General features: G+C 38.7%; 21 protein-coding genes. 1 reads left to right on the top strand and 20 read right to left on the bottom strand.

The window, feature by feature from the left end:
* Positions 1-13 precede the first annotated feature (13 nt).
* The 12 genes from KBU52_RS02020 to eno form a co-directional block, all read right to left on the bottom strand.
* The gene (locus KBU52_RS02020) at positions 14-319 is read right to left on the bottom strand and encodes a PTS sugar transporter subunit IIB (protein ID WP_006148587.1); all 306 of its coding nucleotides are present in this window, start codon (positions 317-319) and stop codon (positions 14-16) included.
* Positions 320-360: 41 nt separating this feature from the next.
* The gene (locus KBU52_RS02015) at positions 361-837 is read right to left on the bottom strand and encodes a PTS sugar transporter subunit IIA (protein WP_254724148.1); all 477 of its coding nucleotides are present in this window, start codon (positions 835-837) and stop codon (positions 361-363) included.
* 184 nt (positions 838-1,021) lie between these two features.
* The gene (locus KBU52_RS02010; RefSeq protein ID WP_254724147.1) at positions 1,022-1,633 is read right to left on the bottom strand and encodes a hypothetical protein; all 612 of its coding nucleotides are present in this window, start codon (positions 1,631-1,633) and stop codon (positions 1,022-1,024) included.
* A gap of 73 nt (positions 1,634-1,706) precedes the next feature.
* Positions 1,707-3,530 carry a translation elongation factor 4 gene (gene lepA / locus KBU52_RS02005; RefSeq protein WP_036757546.1) on the bottom strand — a complete coding sequence of 608 codons (1,824 nt, stop codon included), beginning with the start codon at positions 3,528-3,530 and terminating at the stop codon, positions 1,707-1,709.
* Positions 3,531-3,611: 81 nt separating this feature from the next.
* Positions 3,612-4,340: a metallophosphoesterase family protein gene (locus KBU52_RS02000; RefSeq protein WP_254724146.1), complete on the bottom strand. Its 729-nt coding sequence runs from the start codon at positions 4,338-4,340 to the stop codon at positions 3,612-3,614.
* The gene (gene recN / locus KBU52_RS01995; protein ID WP_254724145.1) at positions 4,341-6,008 is read right to left on the bottom strand and encodes a DNA repair protein RecN; all 1,668 of its coding nucleotides are present in this window, start codon (positions 6,006-6,008) and stop codon (positions 4,341-4,343) included.
* A 6-nt stretch (positions 6,009-6,014) separates the two neighbouring features.
* The gene (locus tag KBU52_RS01990; RefSeq protein WP_004253525.1) at positions 6,015-6,446 is read right to left on the bottom strand and encodes an arginine repressor; all 432 of its coding nucleotides are present in this window, start codon (positions 6,444-6,446) and stop codon (positions 6,015-6,017) included.
* A complete protein-coding gene (locus KBU52_RS01985; protein WP_254724144.1) occupies positions 6,439-7,254 on the bottom strand; it encodes a TlyA family RNA methyltransferase in 816 nt (271 codons plus the stop codon). Before KBU52_RS01985 ends, KBU52_RS01990 begins: the two co-directional genes overlap by 8 nt.
* A complete protein-coding gene (locus tag KBU52_RS01980) occupies positions 7,247-8,122 on the bottom strand; it encodes a polyprenyl synthetase family protein (RefSeq protein WP_004253519.1) in 876 nt (291 codons plus the stop codon). The genes KBU52_RS01985 and KBU52_RS01980 overlap by 8 nt, the downstream gene beginning before the upstream one ends.
* Complete coding sequence (locus KBU52_RS01975; RefSeq protein ID WP_004253516.1) at positions 8,119-8,331, bottom strand: exodeoxyribonuclease VII small subunit; 213 nt, start codon at positions 8,329-8,331, stop codon at positions 8,119-8,121. The genes KBU52_RS01980 and KBU52_RS01975 overlap by 4 nt, the downstream gene beginning before the upstream one ends.
* A complete protein-coding gene (gene xseA / locus KBU52_RS01970; protein WP_254724143.1) occupies positions 8,309-9,649 on the bottom strand; it encodes an exodeoxyribonuclease VII large subunit in 1,341 nt (446 codons plus the stop codon). The genes KBU52_RS01975 and xseA overlap by 23 nt, the downstream gene beginning before the upstream one ends.
* A gap of 177 nt (positions 9,650-9,826) precedes the next feature.
* Positions 9,827-11,131, bottom strand: coding sequence for a surface-displayed alpha-enolase (gene eno, locus KBU52_RS01965; RefSeq protein ID WP_254724142.1), 1,305 nt, complete (start codon positions 11,129-11,131; stop codon positions 9,827-9,829).
* Between the two features lie 163 nt (positions 11,132-11,294).
* Between eno and KBU52_RS01960 the strand changes: the two genes are divergently transcribed.
* Positions 11,295-11,738, top strand: coding sequence for a DUF1694 domain-containing protein (locus KBU52_RS01960; RefSeq protein ID WP_254724141.1), 444 nt, complete (start codon positions 11,295-11,297; stop codon positions 11,736-11,738).
* Positions 11,739-11,740: 2 nt separating this feature from the next.
* Here KBU52_RS01960 and KBU52_RS01955 read toward each other — a convergent pair whose 3' ends face one another.
* The 8 genes from KBU52_RS01955 to ligA all read right to left on the bottom strand — a co-directional run bounded on the left by KBU52_RS01955 (position 11,741) and on the right by ligA (position 23,945).
* Entirely contained in the window at positions 11,741-12,850 is a 1,110-nt protein-coding gene (locus KBU52_RS01955) for a glycerate kinase (protein WP_254724140.1), read from the bottom strand.
* A gap of 18 nt (positions 12,851-12,868) precedes the next feature.
* Positions 12,869-13,510, bottom strand: coding sequence for a phosphoserine phosphatase SerB (gene serB / locus KBU52_RS01950; protein ID WP_254724139.1), 642 nt, complete (start codon positions 13,508-13,510; stop codon positions 12,869-12,871).
* 61 nt (positions 13,511-13,571) lie between these two features.
* Entirely contained in the window at positions 13,572-15,005 is a 1,434-nt protein-coding gene (gene glgA, locus KBU52_RS01945) for a glycogen synthase GlgA (protein WP_254724138.1), read from the bottom strand.
* Positions 15,002-16,141, bottom strand: a complete 1,140-nt coding sequence (gene glgD / locus KBU52_RS01940; protein ID WP_254724137.1) for a glucose-1-phosphate adenylyltransferase subunit GlgD — start codon at positions 16,139-16,141, stop codon at positions 15,002-15,004. Before glgD ends, glgA begins: the two co-directional genes overlap by 4 nt.
* Complete coding sequence (locus tag KBU52_RS01935; RefSeq protein ID WP_254724136.1) at positions 16,131-17,273, bottom strand: glucose-1-phosphate adenylyltransferase; 1,143 nt, start codon at positions 17,271-17,273, stop codon at positions 16,131-16,133. The genes glgD and KBU52_RS01935 overlap by 11 nt, the downstream gene beginning before the upstream one ends.
* Positions 17,263-19,191 (bottom strand): 1,4-alpha-glucan branching protein GlgB, encoded by a 1,929-nt coding sequence (glgB, locus tag KBU52_RS01930; protein WP_254724135.1) that lies wholly within the window; start codon positions 19,189-19,191, stop codon positions 17,263-17,265. The genes KBU52_RS01935 and glgB overlap by 11 nt, the downstream gene beginning before the upstream one ends.
* Positions 19,192-19,598: 407 nt before the next feature.
* The gene (pulA, locus tag KBU52_RS01925; protein ID WP_254724134.1) at positions 19,599-21,881 is read right to left on the bottom strand and encodes a type I pullulanase; all 2,283 of its coding nucleotides are present in this window, start codon (positions 21,879-21,881) and stop codon (positions 19,599-19,601) included.
* A gap of 105 nt (positions 21,882-21,986) precedes the next feature.
* Positions 21,987-23,945 (bottom strand): NAD-dependent DNA ligase LigA, encoded by a 1,959-nt coding sequence (ligA, locus tag KBU52_RS01920; RefSeq protein WP_254724133.1) that lies wholly within the window; start codon positions 23,943-23,945, stop codon positions 21,987-21,989.
* Positions 23,946-23,949 lie beyond the last annotated feature (4 nt).

The following is a 23,949-nucleotide window of genomic DNA, read 5'->3' as shown; positions in this document are numbered from 1 at the left end:
TACAAAATTATAATTAACTTAATCCGTGTTCTTTGATTGCTGCTTCAATATTGTCATAAACTGGAGCGCTCATTGCTGGAATACGGAACAAGATTGGTCCAGCTTCAACTACTGGGATACCAGGGTCAAAACCTAAGTCAGTTGCAGCAATTGGCGTGAAGATATCATAACCTTTAATCAAGTCTTCATTGACATCTTTAACCATAACTGCGTCACACTGTACGTCGTATCCACGGTTAGATAGCTCTTCTTCTAGAGCGCTTTTAATTTGGTGGCTTGAGTTAACACCTGCACCACATGCAGCAAGAATTTTAATCATTTGGATTTCCTCCGTTTTATAGTTACTATTTATTAATGAATTTAAGCAGTTGCTTCTGAGATATACTGGAACAAAGTTTCTGGTTCTGTAATCTTAGAAAGTGCTTCTAAATGACCATTACCTGTAAAGAAGTCCATCAATTGAGCAAGAATATTTGTTTGACTCGAACTTGAATTATTGATGATAAAGAAGAGTAATGATACTTCTACTTCCTTGTCAGGAGCAATCATGTTGTGGAATGTTACTGGTTTCGCTAAGCGAACCACAACAACGTTTTCAGTTAAATTATGAATCGTGTCTGTGTGAGGGATTGCTACATTCGGCAAGTCCTTCCCTAGAAATTCCATATCTAAACCGGTTGGGAACATTTTTTCACGTTCAATCAATGCCGATCGATAGGTATCCGTAACAACTTTCTTTTCTTCTAACAGGGTTGCAACTTGATCAAAGAGTTGCTCTTGATTATCTGCTTCTAAACAAAAAACTAAGTCTTTGCTGAAGAAATGATCTAATCCCATGACCTTCTCCCTTCATATTTAACTTTTATGATACAAGTATATCACTATATGAAACCGTTGTCAATATTTTTTTGTTGCATTTTGTTTGATTTTTATTTTTTTTGTTTGATTTTAAACAGCAAATAATTTTAAATAGTTTTGAAAAAAGATAGAAAAAACAGGACATACATCCTGTTTTTTTATATTAATTTTTTTTCGTAGTCCAACTTTGTTCAATTAATGGAAGCATATCCTTCAACACTTCAGGTGTTCCTTCTAGAGAAACGTATCTAAACTTACCATCGTCTGATTTAAAGATCCAGATCACTAGATATTTACCATTTTTTGCAATACAGTTTACGACATAGGCGTCATAACCACCAATTTTTGATTTAGATCCCCAAACTTTAGAGAAATCCTTGCTTTGTTGTTTCGTTTGATAAACACTAGTAGAGACTTGAACAGCATCAAGAGCAGCATATTCACTTTCACTAACACCAAGGTGCTCTGGTTTAAAAGTATTTAGGGTTACGATATTGATGTCCGTTCCATCACAGTACTGAATATCATCACCACCCTCAACTTCTGTAAAATGAATCCATGATTTTGGCACTTTTACGTAGCCATAAGTATCTGACCCAATTACTTGTGTATCTTTAATTGTTGTTTCAGCTACAGTTGTTGTTTCTTGGGCTGTAGTAGTTTCTTGAACTGTTGTTGTTTCTGAGGCTACTTCTTTTTTAGATTTTGAAGTATTACAAGCAGCGAGGCAAAGGCAACACACTAAAAGTGTAGATAAGCTGACGATTTTTTTCATGATCCTTCTCCTTTCACTTCTATTCTAATGAAAGAAAAGATAAGTGTCAAAAGATAACTGAATTAGGAATCAATTATTCTTCATCCATACTCAAGACACTTAGGAAGGCTTCTTGAGGAACTTCTACTGATCCAATTGCTTTCATGCGCTTTTTACCAGCTTTTTGTTTTTCAAGAAGTTTACGTTTACGCGAAACGTCACCTCCATAACACTTGGCAAGAACGTTTTTACGAAGAGCTTTGATATCTGTACGAGCTACAATCTTGTGTCCAATAGCTGCTTGGATTGGAACTTCAAATTGTTGACGTGGAATGATTTTCTTGAGTTTATCAACGATGAGTTTCCCACGTTCATAGGCAAAGTCCTTGTGAACGATAAAGCTGAGTGCATCAACCTTGTCTCCATTGAGAAGGATATCCATTTTAACCAGTTTAGATGGACGATACTCTGACAGTTCGTAGTCAAAGCTTGCATAGCCACGTGTTGAAGATTTGAGCTTGTCAAAGAAATCAAAGACAATTTCAGCAAGTGGAATTTGATAGATAACATTGACACGATTATCATCGATATAGTCCATCGTCACAAAGTCACCACGTTTGCGCTGAGCTAGTTCCATAACAGCTCCTACAAATTCCTGCGGTACCATGATTTGTGCTTTAACATAAGGTTCTTCAATAGTTGCAATTTTAGTAGGATCAGGAAACTCGGATGGATTCGATACATCCATAGACTCACCATCAGTCTGATTGACCTTGTAGATAACGGATGGTGCAGTCATGATCAAGTCAATGTTGAACTCACGTTCCAAACGTTCTTGAATAACATCCATATGAAGGAGACCCAAGAATCCACAACGGAAACCAAAACCAAGAGCTTGCGATGTTTCGGGTTCAAACTGAAGACTAGCATCGTTCAACTGCAATTTTTCAAGAGCTTCACGTAGGTCATTGTATTTATTTGACTCGATTGGATAAAGACCTGCGAAAACCATCGGATTCATCTGCTTGTATCCAGATAGGGGTTCTGAAGCAGGGTTTGCCGCCAAGGTAACTGTATCACCGACACGAGTGTCTTGAACAGTCTTGATAGATGCTGCAATATAACCAACGTCACCTGTCGCAAGGAAGTCACGTCCTACTGCTTTGGGTGTGAATATTCCGACCTCAGTAACATCAAAGGTTTTACCATTGCTCATGAGTTGAATCTTATCACCTGGCTTCACAACTCCATCCATGACACGAACTTGGAGGATAACGCCACGATAAGCATCGTAAACTGAGTCAAAAATCAAAGCTTTTAATGGTGCTGATACATCACCAGTTGGTGCTGGAACTTTTTCTACAATTTGCTCTAAAATATCTTCAATTCCAATCCCAGCTTTTGCTGAAGCTAATACAGCCTCACTAGCATCCAGACCGATGACATCTTCAATTTCTGTACGCACGCGCTCCGGATCTGCAGCAGGCAAGTCAATCTTATTGATAACTGGAAGGATCTCCAAATCATTATCTAAGGCAAGGTAAACGTTAGCTAATGTTTGAGCCTCAATCCCTTGAGCAGCATCGACAACCAAAATGGCTCCCTCACAGGCAGCTAGAGAACGCGATACCTCATAAGTGAAGTCCACGTGTCCTGGTGTGTCAATCAGGTGGAAAATATAGGTCTCGCCGTCTTTGGCAGTATAATTAAGCTCGATGGCATTCAGTTTGATAGTAATCCCACGTTCTCTCTCTAGGTCCATACTATCAAGAAGCTGAGCTTGCATTTCACGACTAGAAACCGTCTCTGTAGCCTCCAAAATACGGTCTGCCAATGTTGACTTCCCATGGTCAATATGAGCGATAATGGAAAAGTTTCGGATCTTCTCCTGACGTTTTTTCAATTCTTCTAAATTCAAGATTCTCTTCCTTTCAGGGTATCTATTAATTATAAATTGTTTTTATGTTTTTGACAAGACCATAATACCCTGTAGAGAGTATTAATCTTCCGCAACAAAGCCGTCATTTTCGATGAAATAGTGGTCTGTCATACCTTGGTCAGTAAAGACAATTCCATGAAGGACACCACCATAGACAGCTCCTCCATCCATTCCGATTTTTCCATCTTCTGTCACCCAAAGGTCAGCTGTGCCTGGTTTCTGATCTAGTAGACCATAGACTGGTGTATGCCCAAAGACAATTGTTTTCCCTGTATGATTAACTGCTTCGTGGAATGGTTTTCTGAGCCAGACTTTCTTGTAATCTGTAGTTTCATGCCAATCATCCAAAGTTAAATCAATTCCCGCATGAACAAAGATATACTGATCCGTTTCAATCACAAAAGGCATTTGTCGGATAAAAGCAACCAAGTCTGCTGCTTCAGTTTCTACACGTTTAGCATCTGCTACTCCATCGACTGGTGCATCCAGTGGACGACCTAGAATAGAATTAATAGTTGTATCCCCACCATTACGACGATAGTGGTCATAGCTTTCTTCAGGATTATCCAACCAAGTTAAAAACATGTACTCGTGATTTCCTGAAATGCAAATCGCTCCTTGATTTTCTACCAAGTCTTTGACCATTTCAAGGACACGACGACTATCTTCTCCTCTATCAATCAAATCTCCAAGAAAGAGTAATTGTGTCTTACCATCCCATGTTTTTAGAAGGTCTTCAAGCATTCCTGCTTTTCCGTGAACATCTCCAATAACATAATAGTCTGTCATTTATTTCTCCTTACTTTGTAACAATTCTCTCGCTTGACTAAGTGCTGCTTCAGTCACATTTTCACCAGCCAACATTTTAGCAACTTCTTCCACCCTTTCTTCGACTGTCAACAAGCGAACTGTTGAAACAGTTGAATGGTCATTACTAATCTTTTCAATAAAGAACTGATAATCTGCAATCGCAATGACTTGAGGAAGATGAGATATAGCTAATACTTGGCCGTGCTGACCAATTTTATGAATCTTTTGAGCAATTGCTTGGGCTACACGACCTGAAACTCCTGTGTCCACTTCATCAAATACAATACTGGTCTTACCTTCCTTACGAGAAAAAGCAGACTTGATTGCCAACATGAGGCGAGACAACTCTCCTCCAGAAGCTACTTTAACCAATGGTTTAAAGTCTTCTCCAGGGTTTGTGGAGATGTAAAATTCAACACTTTCATTTCCTTCACGAGTAAACTTACCTTTAGTAAATTGAACCTGAAATCGAGCCTTATCCATATAAAGTTCTTTGAGTTCTTGCTGAATCTCAATTTCTAATTGTTGAGCTAAGTTATGTCGAGCAGATGCAAGCTTACTTGCTAAATCTACCAGGCTTACTTCCAACTTTTTGAGTTCTGCTTCCATATCATCTGAAGATAAATGATTGCCAGTCAAAAGGTTGTATTCTTCTGTGATTTTAGCAAAGTACATCAAGACATCGTCAACATTCCCACCATACTTACGTGTAATGGCGTTAAGGAGATCTAAACGGCTTTCAATCTGCATGAGACGATTACCATCGAAATCTAAATCTTCGATAATATCTTCTAAACGTTTAGTAACATCTTCTAGAACATAATAAGATTCGGATAAGGAAGTAGAAATTTCACGATATTCTACATCATACTCTTCTAAACTTTCCATATCATTCATAGCTGAACGCACGTTAGCTAGACTTGAAAATTCTTCATTATCTAACATTGTATAAGCATTAGTCAACGTATCAGCAATATTTTTATGATTTAGAAGTTTATCTCGTTCTTGGTTTAGTTTGAGGTCTTCACCTGGCTGTAAGGACGCAGATTCAATTTCAGCCATCTGAAATTCCAACATTTCAATACGAGCCCTGTGCTCTTCTTGATTTTTCTTAATCTCAAGAAGTTGCTTGCGCATTTTACGATAAGCATCAAAGTTTGTCTGGTAGGCTTGCTTCAGTTCCAGAAAACCTGCATCACCAAACCCATCAAGCATCTGAATATGCAATTGGGGACGCATTAACTCTTCTTGATCATGTTGGCCATGGATATCAACCAGATACTGTCCAATCGAGCGAAGAACAGATAGATTAACCATCTGTCCATTGACACGACTAACACTACGCCCGTTTTGTAAAATTTCACGACGGATGATGATTTCATCACCTAGCTCTATTCCTTGCTCATCAAAAATCATTTGCAAAGCATGACTGTTTTCAACCGAGAAAAGACCTTCGATTTCAGCCTTAGGAGCACCATGACGAATGACGTCCGTTGTAGCTCTTGCTCCCAGCATCATATTCATAGCATCGATGATGATAGACTTGCCAGCACCGGTTTCCCCCGTCAGAACTGTCATTCCCTTCTCAAAATTAAGTGAAATACCCTCAATGATGGCAAAGTTTTTAATTGAAATTTCAAGTAACATAAGGTCCTACCACTTTTTAACTTGTTCAACAATCTCTACAGCTGCTTCTTCAGTTCGCGCCACAATTAAAATTGAGTTATCATCTGCTAAACAGCTAAAAATCATATCCGAAAATGTTTGAGTCAATTGACTTTTTACAAAAATTGTATTCCCAGGAATAACATCTAAGTTGATGAGATTCCCCATTCTTTCGAAACTTTCGATATTGTTCTCAGCTAACTGTAAACTTTTAACTACTGACTTTGGTAATTCATAGACATATGTATTGTCTTTCAAAGGAATTTTTACAATCCCTAATTCTTTGATATCTCGTGAAACAGTTGCTTGAGTGGCAGAGATGCCTGCTTCTCTCAAGTGTTCAACGATTTCTTCTTGTGTGCCGATTTGATAGTCAGTCACAAATCTTCTAATCTTTTCAAGTCTTTCTTTTTTATTCATCTTTAAACTCTCTATGTGCTTTTTCTACTACTTTTTCTATTTCAGAAACCACTTGGTTGCTTGCATGTTCTTCTTTACGTAAATAAGCAAGAAATTCAATATTCCCCTGTCCACCTTGAATAGGAGAGAAATCCAATCCTAAGACTGAGAATCCTTCATCAACTGCCATTTTAGTAACTGATTCTAAAACATTTTGGTGAACTTTGGCATCTCTGATAATTCCATTTTTACCAATCTGTTCTCGGCCTGCTTCAAACTGTGGTTTTATGAGTGCAACAACTTCCCCTTGGTCGACCAATATTCTATGTAGAGCCGGTAAAATGAGACTCAAAGAAATAAAACTCACGTCGATACTTGCAAAACTTGGCTCTACTTCAAAGTCATTTTTTTCAGCATAACGAAAGTTAAATTGCTCCATGCTAACAACTCGTGAATCTTGGCGTAATTCCCAGGCTAGCTGATTGGTCCCAACATCAACAGCATAAACCAGTTTTGCACCATTTTGAAGCATGACATCCGTAAAACCTCCTGTTGAAGCGCCAATATCAATGGTCGTTTTGCCTTCAACCGATATATCAAATTTTTCTAAAGCTTTCTCAAGTTTCAAGCCCCCTCGACTAACATACTTAAGTTTCTCACCCTTGAGTTTTAATTCAGTATCATCTGGAATTTTTTCTCCTGGTTTATCAAAACGCTCACCATTAAGGACCGCAATCACTAATCCAGCCATTACGCCCCGCTTAGCCTGTTCTCTTGTTTCAAATAAACCTTGTTTGTAGGCAAGTACATCTACTCTTTCCTTAGGCATTGATTCTCAAACTTTCTACTATTTTTACAATTGGTTCTTTATCAAAATCAACTAATTGGCTAATCACGTCTAACTTCTCATTAGCCTGATCCAAAGTTCGGTTACAAAAAACTTTTGCCTCATCCAATCCTAACAAAGCAGGATAGGTTGATTTCTCAGCTTGCAAATCTTTTTGTGGTGTTTTACCAATTTCCTCAAAACTAGCAGTAACATCAAGGATATCATCTCTCACTTGAAAAGCAAGCCCAATCAGCTCTCCAACTGTTTTCAACTGTTTTTGAAGATTTTCATCCAATCCTGCAATAACTCCTGCCGCTTGAAAAGGGAAGGCTAAGAGTTTACCAGTTTTATTTGCATGGATGGTCTGAAGTTCTTCTAGGTTTAAATGTTTACCTTCACCTTCCATATCCAAAACTTGGCCAGCGACCATCCCCATACTTCCAGAAGAAAGGGACAAAGAAGCTATTAAATCTACCTTAATTTCGTTTGGCAAGTCTGCTTGCGCTATCAAAGCATAAGGATCTAAAAAGAGGGCATCTCCTGCTAAAATTGCTAGTGCTTCACCAAACTTCTTATGGTTGGTTAAACGCCCACGACGAAAATCATCATCATCCATAGCAGGAAGATCATCATGAATTAAGCTTCCTGTGTGAATCATCTCAAGCGCTGCTGCAACCTGGGCATGAGCTATAGTGATTGGCACCTGCAAAGATTCCAACACTTCTAAAAGCAGATAAGGACGAATTCGTTTACCACCTGCATGGATAGAATAGAGAACAGCTTCTCTGAGATTAGCAGCTAATTGCTGGTCTCCATAAAACTCCTCAAGAGCTGACTCAACCAAAGCTAATTTTTCTTGCTTGTTCATAGAAGTTCGCTTTCTGTTCCATCTTCTTGCATAACTTTAACCAAGGTCTTTTCTGCTTTATCAAGTGTTGCTTGCAATTCTTTTGAAAGAACCATTCCTTTTTGAAATGCAGTAATAGCATCTTCTAAAGCAATTTCACCATTTTCTAAACTCTGAACAATAGTCTCAAGCTCTGCTAAATTATCTTCAAATTTCTTCTGTTTTGACATCTTTAACCTCTAAATCTACTTGACCATCTCGCATCATCAGCATCACCTGGTCATTTTTTTTCAAATCATTTGCTGAAGATACCACAGTATCCTCTTTTTTAACAATCGCATAACCTCTGGCTACGATACGACTCGTATCTAACATGAGTAGAGCTTCTGACAAGCGTTTTACTTCAGCAACCTTGGCATCATAGATTACAGCCATCTGGCTACGCATTAATTTTTGTAACTGTTGAATACGGTCTTGGTAGCGCTGAATCTTGACATTTGGCGATAATTGCTCCAAACGGTGAATTTGAGCTTGAACCTTCTGTTGATTTCTAACTAACTCACCATTCAATCCCTGCTTCAGTCGAAGCATTAACTGATCCAAACGTTGCAGATATCCATCATATAAACGCTCTGGTTGTCTAAAGATGACTGATTGACTAAGCCCTCTCAAGGATTCTTTTTTCTTTGATAAAGTATTTTGTACAGCAGTAGCCATTCGTTTCTCTTGATTTTTAAGATAGGTCAGTAGATCTAACTTAGTCACAGGTGTAGCTAACTCTGCTGCAGCAGTTGGTGTTGCTGCTCTCTTATCAGCCACAAAATCAGCCAAGGTTACATCTGTTTCGTGGCCCACACTTGAAACAATAGGAAGGCGCGATTCAAAGATAGAACGCACTACAATCTCTTCGTTAAAAGCCCAAAGATCCTCAATTGATCCACCACCACGACCAATGATAAGAACATCCAAGTCTTCTCGTTCATTAGCTCTAGCAATGTTACGGGCAATCTCCTCTGCTGCCCCTTCGCCTTGAACCTTGGTAGGATATAAAACAATCTCAACCCCTGGGAAACGTCTGCTAACGGTAGTAATAATATCCTGTATAACAGCACCACTACGACTAGTCACAACCCCGATGCGTTTTGCAAACTGAGGGATTGCTTGTTTAAAGCGTTCTTGAAAAAGGCCTTCTTCTGATAATTTCTTTTTTAATTGTTCGAACTGAATTGCAAGAGCCCCTACACCATCAGGCTCTGCCTTTTCAATGATGATAGAGTAGCTCCCACTTGGTTCATAGACTTGGACACGACCGATAACATTGATCTTCATCCCTTCTTCCAAATCAAAACCTAGTTTCTGATAAATACCTGACCAAATAGTCGCTTGGATTACTGCTCGATCATCTTTGAGAGAAAAATATTGATGAGTTGGACGTTTCCGGAAGTTAGAGACCTGACCAGTTAAATAGACCCTCTCCAAGTATGGGTCATTATCGAATTTCATTTTCAGATACTTAGTCAAAGTTGTTACCGACAAATATTTTTCCATCTCAACCTCCTTCTTTCTCTAGTTTTTCCTGGGTATTATTATACCAAAAAAACGTTTAAAAATCTCTCTTTTCACCTCTAGAATACGAAAACAAGACTGGATTTCTTTGGGCTTGTCTAATAATATACAAAAGCCCTCGGAAAAATCCAAGGGCTTTAATTAGTTCACTGAACTAGATTATTTTTTCAAGTTGTAGAATGATTTCAATCCACGGTATTCAGCTACTTCACCAAGTTGATCTTCGATACGAAGCAATTGGTTGTATTTAGCGATACGGTCAGTACGTGAAAGTGAACCAGTCTTGATTTGTCCTGCGTTTGTTGCAACTGCGATGTCAGCGATTGTTGAATCTTCAGTTTCACCTGAACGGTGTGATACAACGGCAGTGTAACCAGCTTCTTTCGCCATTTCGATAGCGTCGAATGTTTCAGTAAGAGTACCGATTTGGTTAACTTTGATAAGGATTGAGTTAGCAGCACCTTCTTCGATACCACGTGAAAGGTAGTCAGTGTTTGTTACGAAGAAGTCGTCACCAACCAATTGAACTTTACCACCAAGACGTTCAGTAAGAGCTTTCCAACCGTCCCAGTCGTTTTCGTCCATACCATCTTCGATAGTGATGATTGGGTATTTGTTTACCAATTCTTCAAGGTAATCGATTTGTTCAGCAGCAGTGCGGACAGCAGCTCCTTCACCTTCGAATTTAGTGTAGTCGTATACTTGACGTTCTTTATCGTAGAATTCTGATGATGCACAGTCAAATCCGATAAATACGTCTTTACCTGGAACATAACCAGCAGCTTCGATAGCAGCAAGGATAGTTTCAACACCATCTTCAGTTCCTTCGAAACGAGGAGCGAATCCACCTTCGTCACCTACAGCTGTTTCAAGACCACGAGATTTAAGGATTTTCTTAAGAGCGTGGAAGATTTCAGCACCCCAACGAAGAGCTTCTTTGAATGTAGGTGCACCAGCAGGTACGATCATGAATTCTTGGAAAGCGATTGGAGCATCTGAGTGAGAACCACCGTTGATGATGTTCATCATTGGAGTTGGAAGAACTTTAGTGTTGAATCCACCAAGGTAGCTGTAAAGTGGGATTTCAAGGTAGTCAGCAGCAGCGCGAGCTACAGCGATAGACACACCAAGGATTGCGTTTGCACCCAATTTACCTTTGTTAGGAGTACCGTCAAGAGCGATCATAGCACGGTCGATAGCTTGTTGGTCACGTACATCGTAGCCGATAATAGCTTCAGCAATGATGTTATTTACGTTGTCAACAGCTTTTTGTGTACCAAGACCACCGTAACGAGATTTGTCACCGTCGCGAAGTTCAACTGCTTCGTGTTCACCAGTAGAAGCTCCTGATGGAACCATACCACGTCCGAAAGCACCTGATTCAGTATAAACTTCTACTTCAAGTGTTGGGTTACCGCGTGAGTCTAGGACTTCGCGAGCGTAAACATCAGTAATAATTGACATTTTTTACTCTCCTTTGAGTTAAATTATTTTACACCTCTATGATACATCAAAAAGATACCTTTTTCAAGAAAAAACGTTATCTTTGTGCAAATTTTCCTTAAGTTTGTTAAGTAATCGCTTTCTTTTCCGCTATATCTATAGACTTTTATGATATACTATATTTATGACTGATGTATCAAAACAAATATTAGAAAAAGCTCATGGTGTTCTTAAGTTAAATCCAGACGAACAAAGACGTTTTCTTGGTACTTTTGAAGAACGTGTTCTTGGCTACGCTGAACTCGCTACTGCGAATGATGACAAATTTCAAAAAGGTTTTTTGACTATTTTGGAGACTTTTAAAAAAGAAACTGAACCTCTATTTGTCAAAATCTCTCCTCAAGTTGAGTTTGACAAACAAGTTTATTATTTAAAAAATGCTAAAGATTCTGATTGCCAAGCAACCATCGTTTCTGAAGATCATAACTCTTCTCCTTTCGGACTGGTTATCCATAGCGATGTTCCGGTTCAAACAAGTGAAAAAGACCTCAGAAAGGCCTTTTCAGACTTATGGCAAGAGAAAGAGACGAAAGCTCCTACTTCTCTCTGGAAAAAATGGTTTGGTTAACTCTATCTCAAAGACATGATTCGTGCGATACTTGCAGCTGTATTTTCTAGATAAACAGCTGCTTTTTTTAGACTGTCTGCTAACGGTTCGCTTTTTTCAATTATGGAAAAAGCTGCGACTATATTCTCAAATGGTAAGAGTGGTAAATCCTCTGATAAACTACCACAAATAGCAATAACTGGAACACCATTTGGTGTTCTTTTTGCTACACCGATTGGTGCCTTACCTGCCAAACTTTGAGTATCCAACCTACCTTCACCAACGATAACTAGGTCTGCATCAGTAACTTTTTGATCGAAGTTTATCAAATCCAAACAAGTTTGAATACCAGATACAATCTCTGCTCTAGCGAAGGCACACAAGCCAGCTGCAATTCCACCGCCTGCCCCTGCACCATCTAATTTTAATATTTCAGGTGCGACTTTACCATAAAAGTCTTCAATAGCAATATCAACGTCTTGGAATTTAGCAGGGTTTAATCCTTTTTGTTTTCCAAATGTATAGGTGGCTCCATGAGGTCCACAGAGAGGATTGGACACATCCGCTAAAATTTTGATACGAACATCTGCAGGAACAGATGAGGCTTTATCTTTCGAAATATGACTAATTTCAAACAAGGACTGGCCACAAGCCTCCAGTTCAATTCCATTTTCATCATAAAATTGATATCCGAGTCCTGCAGCAATGCCAATTCCACCATCGTTACTAGCTGTACCACCGACACCAACGTAGATATCTTTGATTCCTTGTTCTATCAAATGGAGAATAAGTTGACCAATTCCCTTTGTTTGAATCTCTAGAGGATTACGTTTATCAAAAGGGATTTTAGCAAGACCTACTAAATTTGCAACTTCAAATAGAGCTAATTCTCTTTTTTGAAAGTAAGACATCAAAACCTCATCACCAAAAGGTCCAGTTACCTGGACTCTTTTTTCTTCCAAACCTAGAGAACTTTTAATGGCGTCTACTGTTCCTTCACCTCCATCGCCAACAGGTAAAAGTAGACATTCAGCATCCGGTATCACCCTTTTAAATCCTCTTTTTATAGCTTCTGCTACTTCGTTTGCAGGAAGACTCTCTTTGAAAGAGTCCGGCGCGATAACAATTTTCATTTTGATTCCTCTTTCTATCTAAAGGAAGTCTATCATTTCCAAAACTTTCCCAAAATCTCTCTCATCTACCTGAAGATTTATTTCCTTTTTCACAATATCCTTGGCACAAAAGGCTATTCCAAGTCCTGCACTTTTAAGCATTTTTAAGTCATTAGCTCCATCACCGATTGCAATCGTTCTATCAAATGGCACTTGTAATTCTTCAGCCCATCTCACGAGGGTTGCTTCTTTTACTTCTCTGCTTATAATAGGGCCAATTAGATTTCCAGTTAAATGATCATCTTTGATTTCCAGTTGATTAGCAGTATATAATGAAATTCCCAAATCTTTTGCTAATCTTTCTACAATAGTGGTAAATCCACCTGATACTAAGCCGACTTCTATCTGATTTTCTTGAAGAACTTTAATAAACTTGGCAACGTTTTTACTAAGGTGAAGTTCATGATAAATCCTATCAAAAACATTGATAGAGAGACCTTTAAGAAGAGAAATACGTCTTTTTAAACTTGCTTCAAAGTCTAATTCTCCTCTCATAGCTTGAGCTGTTAGCAGGGCTACTTCTTCTTCGCACTCTGCCTCTTTCCCTAATAAATCAATAACCTCTTCTTCTATCAGAGTTCCATCTACATCGAGGACACAGAGACCGTTGATTGTTTTCATTTATAATCCTTACTTTATTATCTCAAAAAATCGTATGAAAGCATCATACGATTTTATTTATTTAATTTGCTAAGCTGTGATATAAATCAAGATAAGACTGACAAGCTGTATCCCAGGAGAAATCACATTCCATAGCTTGTACTTGAAGTTTCTTCCAAACGTCAGGATGATTATAGTAAACATCCAAAGCAGTTTGAAGAGCCCAGTTAAGCCAGTATGACGTCAAGTTGTCAAAACTAAATCCTGTACCCGTTCCTTCGATTGGATTGAATGGTTGAACAGTATCTCTCAACCCGCCTACCTCATGAACAAGTGGTAATGTTCCATAACGCATAGCCATCATTTGAGAAAGTCCACAAGGTTCAAAACGACTTGGCATGAGGAAAATATCACAGGCTGCATAAATTTCCTGTGCTAGCTTGACATCAAAGGTAATATTGGCAGAAAGTTTATCTGGGAATACTTGACCAAACCATGAGAAGGCTTGTTCAAAACCAGGATCACCTGTACCCAAGAGAACGATTTGAACATCTTCTTGAAGCATGCGATGCAAACCTTCAACGACGACATCAAAACCTTTCTGTCTTGTCAAACGCGACACAATACCAATCATTGGAACATCAGGACGAACTGGAAGACCAACTTTCTCCTGAAGTTTAGCTTTATTCTGAGCTTTTCCTGATAGGTCTGATTTATTAAAATGATAATCCAACAAAGGATCCGTTTCTGGATTATAAAGATCCGTATCGATTCCATTTACAATACCAGAAACCTTACCAGACTCCATTCGAAGAATTTGATCCAAACCACATCCAAACTCTGTTGTCATGATTTCATAAGCATAGCTTGGCGATACAGTAGATACACGATCTGCATAGAGGATACCAGCCTTCATCCAGTTCAGGCAGTCATTCCAGCGAACTGTACCATCCGCATAGCGTTCAAATCCAACTCGGAACAAATCCCAAAGCATACCTTCAGAGAATTGACCTTGGAATTCCAAATTATGGATCGTTAAGACAGTCTTAATGTTTTGATAGGCTTGAATCCATCTGTATTTTTCCTTCAACAAGAAAGGAATCATAGCTGTATGATAATCATGAGCATGAAGAACATCTGGGATAAAACCAATACGCTCCATAGCTTCTAAGGCTGCAAGTTGGAAGAAAGCAAAGCGTTCACCATCATCGAAGTCTCCGTATACGTGACCACGGAAGAAATAATACTGGTTGTCAATAAAGTAGAAAGTAACGCCATTTAAAACAGTTTTCTTTATTCCACAAAATTGTCTACGCCAACCAACGTATACTTCAAATTGAATAACATCTTCAATTTGATCACCAAACTTAGCTTCCACCATGTCATAGTATGGCAGGATAACAGCAACTTCATGACCAGCTTTAACTAATGATTTTGGAAGAGCCCCGATAACATCTCCCAAGCCACCTGTTTTAGAAAAAGGGGCTCCTTCGGCTGCTACAAATAAAATTTTCATGAAAGAATGTCCTCTGTTACTTTTTCACCTTTTTTGATGACAACAGGATTTTCTGCTGTACCACGAATAACAACTCCATCAGCTACTTCAGCACCCTTATCAATAATTGCATACTCAACTTGAGCACCTTCACCAATGACAACACGAGGGAAAACAATAGATTCTTTAACTAAGCTATCTTTATGAATTTGAACATTACGCGAAACAACTGAACGATCAACCTTACCTTCGACAATACTACCAGAAGCAAACTGCGAAGTATTTACTTCACAACCAGGCGCATAATAAGTTGGTTCTTCGTTTTTCACCTTTGTGTGAATCTTTTGATTTGGAGAGAATAAAGAGTAGAATTTATGCAGATCAAGCATATCAATATTGGCTTGGTAGTATGTTTCTACAGAATGAATATTAGCTAAGTAACCAGTATACTCATATGCAAAAGCGCCTGATTCCGCTGCTAAGTCACGTAGAACATAACGTAGTTTTTCTGGGTGTTCTTTCTGAGCTTCTTCTTCCAGACGTTCAATCAACCATTGAGTATCTACAACAAAGATATCCGTTGACATGTTGTAGTATTCTTGTTCAGCTTTTTTATCGAAGAGTTTGTGAGAGAGCACGTGGTCAGTTTCATCAATATCTAGGATAGCATTTACTTCTGAAATATCCTTTTTAGGTAGTTTCTTATAAACGACTGTGATAGGAGATTTTGTAGTATTATGCAAATGGAAGACCTGAGTAAGATCAATATTTACCAAAACGTCACAGTTCAAGGAAACCGTTTGGTTAGATCCAGAACGTTTTAAATAAGTCAAGAGTTGTTGATAATACTCTTTACCAACAGTACTACTTTCCACACGAGTATTGTAGATTCCAAGATAGTAGTGGCTAAGAAGGGTATTCAAGCCCCATTCACGTCCAGAACGAATGTGGTCAAATACAGAGCTGATGTTATCTTGTTGGAAAATTCCAAAGACACTACGAACCCCAGCATTTGCTAAACTTGAGAGTGGGAAGTCAATCAAGCGATACTTTCCTCCGAATGGCAAACTCGCCACAGGACGATTACTCGTCAAGGTTGACATATCATGAAAACCAACGGTATTTCCTAAAATCGCTGAATATTTATCAATCTTCATCTGTTGCTACCCCCACTACTTCGTTATATCCGACTACTTGTACTTCTTCTGTACCATCAATTTCAACACCATCGGCAATAATTGCACCTTCACCGATGATTGCACGTGTAATTTTAGCACCTCTACCGATAACTGCTCCACTCATGATGACAGAATTAACAACTTCTGCTCCCTTACGAACTTGAGCAGCTGTAGAAAGAATGGAATGTTTTACAGTACCATTCACGTAACATCCATCTACTACTAGAGAGTCTTCTACTTGAGCAAATTCTCCAAGGTAGTTTGGTGGAGCGATAAGGTTACGAGAATAAATTTTCCATTGACGATTTCGGCTGTCTAGAGCATTTTCTGGAGAGATGTATTCCATATTTGCTTCCCAAAGAGATTCGATTGTACCAACATCCTTCCAGTATCCATTAAATTCATAAGCATAGACACTTTCACCTGTCTCAAGATAATTAGGAATAACATTCTTTCCGAAATCAGACATATCTAGGTTAGCCTTTTCAGCAGCAACTAGCATGTTGCGAAGTCGTTTCCAGTCAAAGATATAAATCCCCATTGATGCCTTGGTTGATTTTGGTTGGGCAGGTTTTTCTTCGAATTCAACAATGCGATTATTAGCATCTGTATTCATGATACCGAAACGGCTAGCTTCTTTTAGCGGTACATCCAAGACAGCTACTGTCAAGCTGGCATTGTTATCCTTGTGTGATTGGAGCATATCATCATAGTCCATCTTGTAGATATGGTCTCCTGAAAGAATCAAAACATACTCAGGATTAATGCTATCGATATAATCAATATTTTGGTAAATCGCATGACTTGTACCTTCAAACCAACGATTTCCTTCACTTGCAGAGTAAGGTTGAAGGATAGAAACACCTGAATCAATTACATCAAGACCCCAACTAGAACCATTACCAATGTGGCTGTTGAGAGCTAGTGGTTGATACTGTGTAATAACCCCAACATTATGGATGCCAGAGTTGGCACAGTTAGAAAGAGCAAAGTCAATGATACGATAGCGCCCACCAAATTGCACAGCAGGTTTTGCAATGCTTTGAGTGAGTTTACCGAGACGAGTTCCTTGCCCACCGGCAAGGATTAAAGCTAGCATTTCATTCTTCATTTTCTACTCCTTTTTGAGATTTATTTGATTCTTTTTTAGCGGGTTTCAAGCGACGTTTGATTTTCCAGATACTTGCCCCCATAGCTGGCAAAGTAAATGTCAAAGTCTGCTCATAATCCTTCCATAACCCTTCTTGAGTTTGAACAGTTTGGTTGTGTTCTTTCCAAACACCTCCCCATTGTTCCAACTCTGTATTCCAAATTTCTTCATACACACCTGCAACTGGTAGTCCAATTGTGAAATCAGGACGTTCAACTGGTGCCATATTAAAGACACAGACTAGCATCTCGCCTTTCTTTCCTTTACGAATAAAGGAAAGAACACTCTGATCTCTATTATCTGCATCGATAATTTCAATTCCATCATAGCTTGTATCAATTTCCCAAAGACAACGGTGGTCCTTATAAAGTTGATTCAACTGAGATGTGAAGTATTTCATCTTGGCATTCATTGGATCTTCAAGGTTTGACCATTCTAATTGCTCTTCTGATTTCCACTCTAAGAATTGACCGAATTCGCTACCCATAAAGAGCAATTTCTTACCAGGGTGACAAATTTGATAAGTATAAAGATTTCTAAGGCCTGCAAATTGATTATAACGATCTCCCCACATCTTATGCATCATACTCTTCTTACCATGTACAACCTCATCATGTGAGAATGGTAGGAGATAATTTTCATTAAAGACATACATAAAACTGAAAGTTACAAGGTTAAAATCATACTTGCGGTAAATTGGATCTTCTTCGTAGAAACGTAAGATATCATTCATCCAGCCCATGTTCCACTTGTAGTCAAATCCAAGACCACCTATCTCTTTCGGACCTGTTATTTTAGTTGCCGAAGAGCTTTCTTCTGCAATCATCATGACATCAGGGTGAGCTAGCTTAATAACAGTATTTAAACGCTGAAGGAAATAATAGCCTTCGTAGTTAAGATTTCCACCGTCCTTATTTGGTGTCCAAGGTGCATTATCATAATCAAGATAAAGGATATTACTTACGGCATCAACACGGATACCATCTAAATGATAAAAATCAATCCAGAACTTAATGCTAGAAATTAGGAAAGACTGTACTTCGTTTTTCCCTAAGTCGAAGTTTAGTGCTCCCCAACCATAGTTATGAGCTTTGTTATGGTCTTGATATTCAAAAGTTGGTGTTCCGTCATAATAAGCTAGGGCATCATCATTGATAGTAAAATGACCTGGAACCCAGTCAACGATAACTCCGATATTGTTTAAATGACACTCTTCAACAAAGTCTTGAAACTCTTCTGGTCTTCCGTAAGAATGTTCTAAACCAAAATACCCCATGAGTTGATAGCCCCAGCTCAAACCAAGCGGATGCGCCATCAAAGGCATAAACTCAATATGAGTGTAGTTCATCTCAACTAAGTAAGGAATCAACTCTTCTTTTAATTGAGCAAAACTGTATGGAGTTCCGTCTGGATTTCTCTTCCAAGAGCCTGCATGAGCCTCATAGATATTAACTGGTCTTTCAAAAAATCCCAAACGTTTTCTACGAGCTAACCAAAGTCCATCCTTCCATTTCTTTTCTGGGATTTCTGTTAAAACAGCCCCTGTTCCTGGACGTGCTTCATACCGACCAGCTAAAGGATCAATCTTCATAAGCTGATGACCGTTAGCCCGTGTGATATGATATTTATAAATCTGACCCTCTTGGGCTAAAGTTGTAAAAACTTCCCAAACTCCAGATTCATTTCGAACCATAGGGATTTGATTTTCAACCCAATTAGTGAAATCACCAACTAGATGAACAGCTTGCGCATTTGGAGCCCAAACACGGAATGTGTAACCCCATTCCCCGTCTTTCTCCTCACGATGTGCGCCCAAATAGTGCTGAAGATGGAAATTTTCGCCTGTTGTAAAAGTTCTTAAAGCTTCTAATGTATCCATAAATCCCCCTTTATATTGTAAGCGTTTTCTATATTTCTATTATACTATCTTTTAAGAAAACTTTCAACCAATTTCCGAATTATCATAAATATTTTTTAGAAAATCTTCAAATAATTATCTTGACATTTCTTATATTTTCAGTATTTAATGATATTCTACCTTGATTTCAGTTCTTGTAGCATTAAATTGCTTACAATATTTTTTTCAATCCTAATTTTGCAAAATAGACACCACAAAAACTTAACATTATTTTCATAAATTAATATTTTTGTTCGGATAAAGTATCTTAAGTACAATTTTATCAAATTTTCTGAAATTTTCAACTATTTTTAGTAATATTTCCATATTTTTTATTAGGACAAATTTATATATAAAAAACTCAAGATTAATCTTGAGTTTTATTTTTTTTAAACTAAAACATTCATAACTGCAACGCTCACATTATCAATAGTGTTTTCTTGGTTTGAACGACTATTAGTGATTCGCATTTCAAGGTTTCCCGCATTTTCATAATAGTGGGATTCTCCTTTAGCATTAAAGACCACTAAGTAATGCTCGTCATCTTCCTGAATTTCATAGACAATCCAGCCACTATTTTCAATAGCTGTGTGAACAAAGACGTGACGGTATACTTCCTCGTATGTAGGGTATGAAAAGGCACTACTCTTTGTTTTAAGACCTATAATCTGACGAATAAATTCAATACTATCCTGACGCTCATTGATTAAGTCCCAGTCCACCTGGTTAACAGCGTCTGGAGCATTGTAACTGTTCATGGCACGTTCGCGATCATCATGAGTCAACTCACCGTTTTCACCTGTAGGAACCAGTTTGGTACGTCCAAACTCTTGACCAAGTTCCATAAAGGAGATACCTTGCATGAGTAGATTCATGGCAGTTGCTGTTTCTACCTTTTTCATGATACTTGCTTGGTCTTCTGTTGGATGAAGTGTCGCTAATAAATCATGCAAGTTATAGTTGTCATGGGCTTCTACATAGTTGACAACCTGATTAGGGCTTAAATAAGAGCCCAGTTCACGACTACCAAGGATAGCTTTGGCAACAATTGGTTCAGTGGCAGCACCACTTACGAAGCCTGATTTGATATCACCATAAACTTCAGCACCCTTAACCGCATTACGTTGATCATCATTGAAAAATCCAATATTAGGTAACTGATAAGCATTGTCTTTCTTAGCCTTATCGTAAGGTGCTAGACCAGTACCCATATCCCAACCTTCTCCATAAAGGATGATTTTAGGATCGACTTCATCCATTGCCCAACGGATCATCTGCATGGTTTTAATGTCATGGATTCCCATCAAGTCAAAGCGGAAACCATCAATATTAAACTCATTCACCCAATAAAGAAGTGAATCAATCATGTACTTACGGAACATTTCATGTTCACTAGCAGTCTCGTTTCCTACACCAGTACCATTTTGATAACTTCCATCGCGGTTCATTCGGTAATAATAGTCTGGAACCGTTGTTTGGAATGGGGCATCAACAGTTGAAAACGTATGGTTGTACACCACATCCATAATGACGCCAATTCCAGCATCATGATAAGCTTGAATCATCGTCTTCAAATCGCGGATGACTTGACCTGGATCATTTGGATTCGTAGACATGCTGGTTTCTGGTGCATTGTAGTTTTGTGGATCGTAACCCCAGTTGTAGGTCACATTTCCATCTGCATCATACTCTTTGTGACGATCAGCAATTGGTTGCAGTTGAACATAGTTCACACCAAGTTCTTTGATGTAGTCAAATGCAGTAGACTGACCATATTTGTTGACAGTTCCAGTTTGGGCAGCACCTAAGAAAGTACCTCTTAATTCTGGAGCAACACCTGAAGTTTCAGACTTAGTCAAGTCACGAATGTGCATTTCGTAAACAACCGCTTGACAAGGATTTTCCAATCGCCAAGTTGCTTCCGTTCCATTCTTAACTTCAAAACCTTCAACTTGACGTTCTTTTTCTGAAAGGATTGCTGAACGTTTGCCATCTGGACTTGTCGCAATGGTATATGGATCGCGGGTCAATGATTGATGATGTGGAAAATCAATCTGATATTGATAGGCACGACCTGCAAGACTTTCAGGAATTGTCAAATTCCAAACGCCAATTGTATTATCCTTGTGACTATAGGAATAACTATTTCCACGTTTCATCTCGTGCGTTTTTAGGATAGGAGCGTCATTGCTTGCTGATTCATAGACTACAACTTGTACAGTTGTTGCTGTTGGCGACCAAAGTTTAAAGCTTGTTTCTTCTTCGGAAACCTTGCATCCCAGTTCTCCTTGGTAACCCCAGTGGTGATCAAAACTAGCACTGTTAATCGCTTTATCAAAAGCAAATGGATTTTGATCTTTATAGTGTGGACTTGCAATAGCTGGATTTTCAGAATAATAAACAGTGTCATCTCCGTCTAAAATCCAAACTTCCGTTAGAAGTGGATAATAATTGAAACGAATTGGATACTCTTTTGAAACACCGTCTTTTGTAACTACAAAAGTCATCGTTTCGATAGCTTTTTCGCTAGATTGAGTTAAAGAAAATTTTTCTCCAAAATACTCTTCTTCTTTAACAAATTCTACTGAATCAGCTGACCCCTTACTAAAGTTGCAATTCTGATACGCTCCATCCTTACGATGATAATGAATAAGTACAGGATAATTGTACATAGTTCTCCCTAATTTCTAATTGTTAAATTTTAAAAAATAATTTCTTGTTTAAATTTGCGAGTTGGAGCAAGAAATCTAAGATAGTCATTCTTTAGTGTGTAATGATTATAAACTCTCCAACCAAGCTTCATCTCGAATCTCAATTCCCAGTTCTTGTGCTTTTTGGAGTTTGCTTCCTGCATCTGCTCCTGCTACTACAAGGTCAGTCTTCTTCGATACGCTACCCGTTACCTTGGCCCCAAGATTTTCGAGCTTACTTTTGGCTTCCGAGCGAGTAAGACGTTCGAGTTTCCCTGTCAATACAACAGTTAGACCTGATAAGGCAGCATCTGCTGCAACGATCTGTCCTTTATAATCTAGATTAACACCTAATTCTTTCAATTCACTTAAAAGAATTTTTGCACCCTCAGTCTCAAAATAAGATTGGAGACTTTGAGCAATGACACTTCCCAAACTTTCGATGCTTGCTACTTCTTCAGGATTTGCTTGTGCAAGTGACTCGATTGAATGGAAATGTTGTAAGAGTAACTGACTTGCCTTGCTTCCAACATGACGAATCCCTAAACCAAACAAAAGTTTTTCAGCAGAATTTTCTTTAGAAGCTTGAATAGCCTGATAAAGTTTTTGAGCTGATTTCTCCTTGATACCGTCTAACAAGAGAAAATCTTCAACTGTCAAACGGTATATATCTGCAACATCTTTAACCAAATCGGTAGCAAAAAGTTTTTCGACGATTGATGGACCAAGGCCAGAAATATTCATGGCGTCACGAGATGCGAAATGAATTAGACCTTCCTTGATTTGAGCTGGACAACGTGGGTTTATACAACGAAGAGCCACCTCATCTTCAAAGTGTAACAGCTTGCTCTCACAACTTGGACAGTTTGTTGGAATATCTAGTTTCTCCTCAGACACTCGCTTAGACTCTACCACTCGTAAAACAGCTGGAATGATATCTCCCGCCTTGTAGACAATGACTGTATCATCCTTGCGGATATCCTTTTCAGCGATATAGTCTACATTATGCAGGGTTGCACGACTAACTGTTGTACCTGCCAATTGCACCGGAGTAAGATTAGCAGTCGGAGTTACGACACCAGTTCTTCCTACTGTCCAGTCAACAGAAAGCAATTTTGCTTCTTTTTCTTCTGCAGGGAACTTATAAGCGACTGCCCACTTAGGCGCTTTAACTGTAAAACCAAGTTGCTCTTGACCAGCTAAATCATTAACCTTAATCACGACACCGTCGATATCATATGGCAATTGGTCTCTTTCTTGGCCTACTTCTTGGATAAATTCCCAAACTTCGTCCATGCTGTGGGCTAATAGTCGTCTAGGGTTAACCACAAAGCCCAACTGTTCCAGATGATTTAAAACCTTCTCTTGGCTGTCTCTAGTTGAAGGACTTGCTTCCTGATAGAGGAAAGTTGCAAGATTACGCTTAGCTACTACTGCTGTATCTAACTGGCGAAGGGTTCCTGCAGCTGCATTTCGTGGATTAGCAAACTCCGGCTCCCCGTTTTCTTGACGAGCAAGATTAACTTGATTGAAAGAAGCTCTTGGCATATAACATTCACCACGAACAGTGATATCTAATTTCTCTGGTAAGGATAAAGGAATGTCCTTGACACGTTTGAGATTTTCTGTGATATTCTCACCGATTGAACCATCACCACGAGTTGCTCCAGCAACAAAAATTCCTTGCTCATAAGTCAAGGAAATCGATAAACCATCAATTTTTAACTCACAGATATAAGTAACATCATCCAATTCTTTACGAACACGCGCATCAAAGGCATCGAGTTCTTCACGAGAAAAAGCATCCTGCAAACTATAGAGAGGATACTGATGACTATATTTTTCAAATCCATCTAGAATCTTACCGCCAACGCGATGGGTCGGACTATCTGGCAAGACTTGCTCTGGATGAGCTTTTTCCAACTCTACCAATTCACGATAGAGACGATCATACTCACTATCAGATACAGATGGGTTATCACTTGTATAATACTCTGTCGCATAGCGATTGAGCAACTCAACGAGCTCTTTCATTCTTTCATTCATAGAA

This window comes from Streptococcus sp. 9.1(2021), assembly GCF_030466425.1.
In the GTDB taxonomy this organism is placed as follows: Bacteria; Bacillota; Bacilli; order Lactobacillales; family Streptococcaceae; genus Streptococcus; species Streptococcus wuxiensis.
The sequence above is the reverse complement of the archived record's forward strand: the minus strand, read 5'-3'. Positions and strand labels throughout refer to the sequence as shown.